4 protein-coding genes are annotated in these 4,344 nt (G+C 39.3%); 1 reads left to right on the top strand and 3 read right to left on the bottom strand.

Annotated elements, in window-relative coordinates; genetic code table 11:
- The coding region (locus FD20_RS12100) for a recombinase family protein (RefSeq protein ID WP_162255659.1) at positions 1-228 on the bottom strand (228 nt) is incomplete at its 3' end.
- Positions 229-718: 490 nt separating this feature from the next.
- Between FD20_RS12100 and FD20_RS13140 the strand changes: the two genes are divergently transcribed.
- The gene (locus tag FD20_RS13140) at positions 719-781 is read left to right on the top strand and encodes a putative holin-like toxin (protein ID WP_222843308.1); all 63 of its coding nucleotides are present in this window, start codon (positions 719-721) and stop codon (positions 779-781) included.
- Between the two features lie 238 nt (positions 782-1,019).
- Here FD20_RS13140 and FD20_RS12105 read toward each other — a convergent pair whose 3' ends face one another.
- Positions 1,020-2,588, bottom strand: a complete 1,569-nt coding sequence (locus tag FD20_RS12105) for a ClC family H(+)/Cl(-) exchange transporter (RefSeq protein WP_003561289.1) — start codon at positions 2,586-2,588, stop codon at positions 1,020-1,022.
- A 128-nt stretch (positions 2,589-2,716) separates the two neighbouring features.
- Entirely contained in the window at positions 2,717-3,871 is a 1,155-nt protein-coding gene (locus FD20_RS12110) for a cation:proton antiporter (protein ID WP_035462971.1), read from the bottom strand.
- Positions 3,872-4,344: the final 473 nt, after the last annotated feature.

Here is a 4,344-nt window from a genome sequence, read left to right on the forward strand (position 1 = left end):
AAAGGGCCTAGTACTTTTGGAATGGAAATACTTTCCAACACCAAAAATTCTAGACCCTACAATATCACCCTCACGAATATAGGCCAACATTTTTTGCAGTTCTGGCCGATTAGTGTTAGCCCCACTTAATTTATCCGTAAATAATTTATCAACGCCCTTTAAAGCCGCTAACTGTCGATCTAAATGTTGCTCTCTGGAACTTACCCGGGCATACCCGATTTTAGCCATTTTTAGCGCTTCCTTTTGGACAGTTCTAATGAACATTTGTAATTCCTAGTATAGCACAGAAGCAAAAAAGACCAATAGGGTATACCCTAGTGGCCTTTAAGCTTAGTGCGAATTATTAATTGAATTTATCGTTTCCCTGTATTTACCATCAAATGTTTTTTCATCTGGAAACAAGGTTTCTCGTGAATATCCTAGTTGTCTTAATTTTTTTTGGATCGAATCTTTAACTTATCACGGAAACACGAGTTACATCACGGTATTTATAGTCCTGTTGTTTTCGTTAATAGCTTGGCTATTTATGGCTCGAAGATTAAAGAAAGCTGATTATGCATAGACACTATTCTATCCCCATTTCCCTGTATAATAGATTAAGCAAGAAGCTTTAATGGCAATGATTGTCTTTTCCCTTGCGAGGTGAGGCTCATGGGAACATGGAATAATCTTCAGGAAGGCTTCACAGTCAATGAGCGTCTTTCAGACACTCTCGTTGATGTTGCTGTTTGGCACGTTTTTAATCGCGCTACTCAGCTATATCGACAAACACCACAAATGAAAAAGCCGCCCCACATAACTTTGACCGGTTATGGGGCGAACTAGTGTTGTTTTAATATCTGCCACCGTCTTTAACGGCTCTACACGGGAAGTCCTGTTCACGTGGGACTTCCTTTTTCTTTTTCAGCGTTTTTCGTACTTCGCCGTATTTGTATATAGTTTCCCAATATGTTTATGTCTGGCAACGGACCCACTTAATCTAATATTTATTATTATGATAGACCAATTTGCCTATTAACTTAGTCTCGGTGTTTTTTTTCTAAAGTTGCTAATAATGCATCAATCCGTTGTTTAACTCGGGTTCGTTGGGTTGTATCAGTTAACAGTACTAACGTATCACCTTCATGAATCAAGGTGTCACCATGTGGAATCACTTCTTGTTCACCACGCCGGATTCCAATGAGCAGTGCTTCTTTAGGCCATGGCATGTCTCGGACCATTTTGCCGTTTAAGGGACTGCCAAAGAAAACCGGTATTTCCAAATGATCAGGTCGATGAAGTTGCTGAACAGTTTTAGGCATTGTCATCTGCTTAAGCAATGCTTCATAGATTGGTGCACCGCCTAATAAATCAACAACAAGGTAAGCAGTTAACGATATGACTGCTAATGGCATTAAATGTGTTAAATTGCCAACCATTTCTGTTACCAGCAAGATAGCTGTGAAGGGAGCTTTTCCAATTCCAGCAAAGTAACCGGCCATGGAAAAAATGATTAGGTTCATGATATAGACATGCGATAATAATCCTAATTGATTCATTAAGACGCCATAAACCGCACCAATCACAGCACCTAAAGAAAGAATCGGCAAAAAAATACCGCCAGGTAATCCGGAACCATATGAAATCATTGAAAAGACGAATCGTATAATAAAAATTGCAATTAGTACAAACAAAGGTGGAACATACTGGCCAAATCCAACAATTAATCCATTACCACCACCGAGTAAATTTGGCGAAAAGTAACCAACTAAGATTACCAGCAGAAATGGTACGATACCTTGTATTGGGCGTGGCAAATGTGTCAGTTGATGATACCACCGAGGCATAACTAACAAGACCCGTTGATATAAGTAACCAAACAATCCCAAAACAATGCCGAGTAAAATTAAGTGCCAATAATTTGATACTGGTAAACTACGTGAATAATTTAAATGTAACACGGGAACAAGTCCGAAAACATTCAGCGAGATAAAATTTGAACCAATTGCTCCGGCTAATGCTGTTAACCAAACCAGCGGTGAAAAATTATGGTAAATCTCTTCTAAGACAAATAGAGTTCCAGCAATGGGAGCATTAAACGCCGCTGCTAATCCAGCAGCGGCGCCTGATGCAATTAGCAGTCGGCGATCAGTTCCTGATAACTTAAACCCAGCAGCGAAACCTTGACCAACTGACGCACCTAATTGAATCGACGGTCCTTCTCGTCCGAGAAATAATCCAGGTCCCAATGCCAGAATACCACCGATAAATTTTCGCCAAAGAATTGACCACCAGTGCATTTCCAATTCGCCAGCCAATTGACCTTCAACTTGCGGAATTCCGGAACCAGAGATATAAGGTTCTCTCTTGAGAAGTCGAGCCACAATTAAAGCTAAACCAAGGTTGATGCCAATCAACAATGCCCATTCCCACCAAACAAATGGCGCGATTCGTAAGTATCTATATACCAATCGACTATAGTGCAGCCCTATCTCAATACAATAGCGAAATAAGCTAACAACGGTGCCACTCATTAAACCCACAAGCAGGCCGAGTAAAACAAATCGCAAACGAGTAACGTCAAATTTTTCTTTTACAAGCTGTATCAAATAACTAATCCTCCATTATAACCAATATTATATAATTTAGTGCTTAATTAAACTAGGCAATATCTCGATGAAATCTAGTAGTTATTTTTCACAGAGAAGGGGTGTCATACCGCTAAGATGAAGATGTTTTAGTAGTTTATATGACGAGCCGCATGTTTGAGTAGTAATGGTGCTAATAACGTTGTTAGGATAATGGCAGTGATAATTGCCGAATAGTAATCATCACTGATTAGTTTGGATTGGTAGCCTATTTGAGCGATAATCAAGGCCATTTCCCCACGCGAGACCATCCCCGCACCAACGAGGTAAGCTTCATTCGAACTGAATCCGGCCCATTTAGCCCCACTTCCCGCTCCTAATAGTTTTGTCAGTGTTGCCACAATCGTCAATACGATAATTAATAACAAATCGTGTTCTATGCCAGCTAGTGACATATTTAAACCAATTGAAACGAAGAATACAGGAATGAAAATCGCATAACCGATTGGTTCGATACTTTGATCAACTTCATGAGCTACATGAGTTTGTGCAATCGCAATTCCTGCAAAAAAGGCCCCAATCACTGCACTCAGTCCAATCAGATCTGCAATATATGCCATACCAAAACACAAAATCATCGCCATTATAGTAGGTCCCACTGGATTCAATAATTTGGTGCCTAGTTTAGCGAGGAGAGGGGCGATAAAACGCATCACGAAATAAATTGCGGCAAAGTAAATTAGCTGCTCTAAAAAAGTCAGAGCTAGCGGTATCTGGGTATCCGTACCAGCCTTTGTACCTATTAAACTGACCATAATGCTAAGTAAAACGACAGCTAGCACATCGTCAACCACCGCGGCACCGAGGACTGTTGAACCGCTCTTACTATCAAGTAAATTTAGTTCTTTCATGACAGCAACTGAAATTGAAACCGACGTTGCGGCAAAAATAACGCTCAAAAACAAGCTTTCAAATTGTGTCAAGCCAAAAACAATACCAACTGGATAGATCAGTACCATCGGAATCAAAACTCCTAACAACGCGACAATTATGCTAGGACGCAAATATTTTTTAAGCAATGTAAGATCACTCTCAAGTCCGGCGATAAACATTAAGATGATAACCCCAATCTCTGAAAAAATATGGATGAAATCATTGGCGTGAACCCAATTCAACAACGCAGGGCCAAGAATAATTCCAACAAATAATTGACCGATCACTGCTGGGATACCAACCCTAGAGGCTAGATGGCCAAATAGACTAGTTGTAATCAAGATGATCACCAAGGTACCTAAAAATTCCAAACAAAAACCTCCTCATACAAAAAACGTAAACCCAGATACCTCTTACACACCCCTGAAAGAGAACACCTTGAGCTTACGTCAACTGATTTATTTATTCATGTTTTAATAATACTTCTTATATGCTAGCAAACTAATCAAAAATATTCAAGTAACGATAAGTTGTCACATTTAGTTACTTATTCGAAACACAGACACCGCCAACTTTAAAAGTGATTTCTGAATTTTCTTTATCTATTTTAAATATCTGGATCGTTTTCTCCAGCTATAAATCATGCTGGATACATAACCGAGCTAAAAAGACACCGTAGGTATATTATCAGGTCCAAGGAATCCAAACTAGCAGCGACCAAAACATCATTGATTTCTTGTTTGAGGCTGGTGTAATTCTTCTTTTCTATGATGAACCTTAGAAGCTGTCCAAGATCTATGATTTTTGATATACTTCTATGTAAAAAGCGAGTTTAAGCTATGAA

Source organism: Liquorilactobacillus uvarum DSM 19971 (assembly GCF_001434935.1).
GTDB classification, from domain to species: Bacteria; Bacillota; Bacilli; order Lactobacillales; family Lactobacillaceae; genus Liquorilactobacillus; species Liquorilactobacillus uvarum.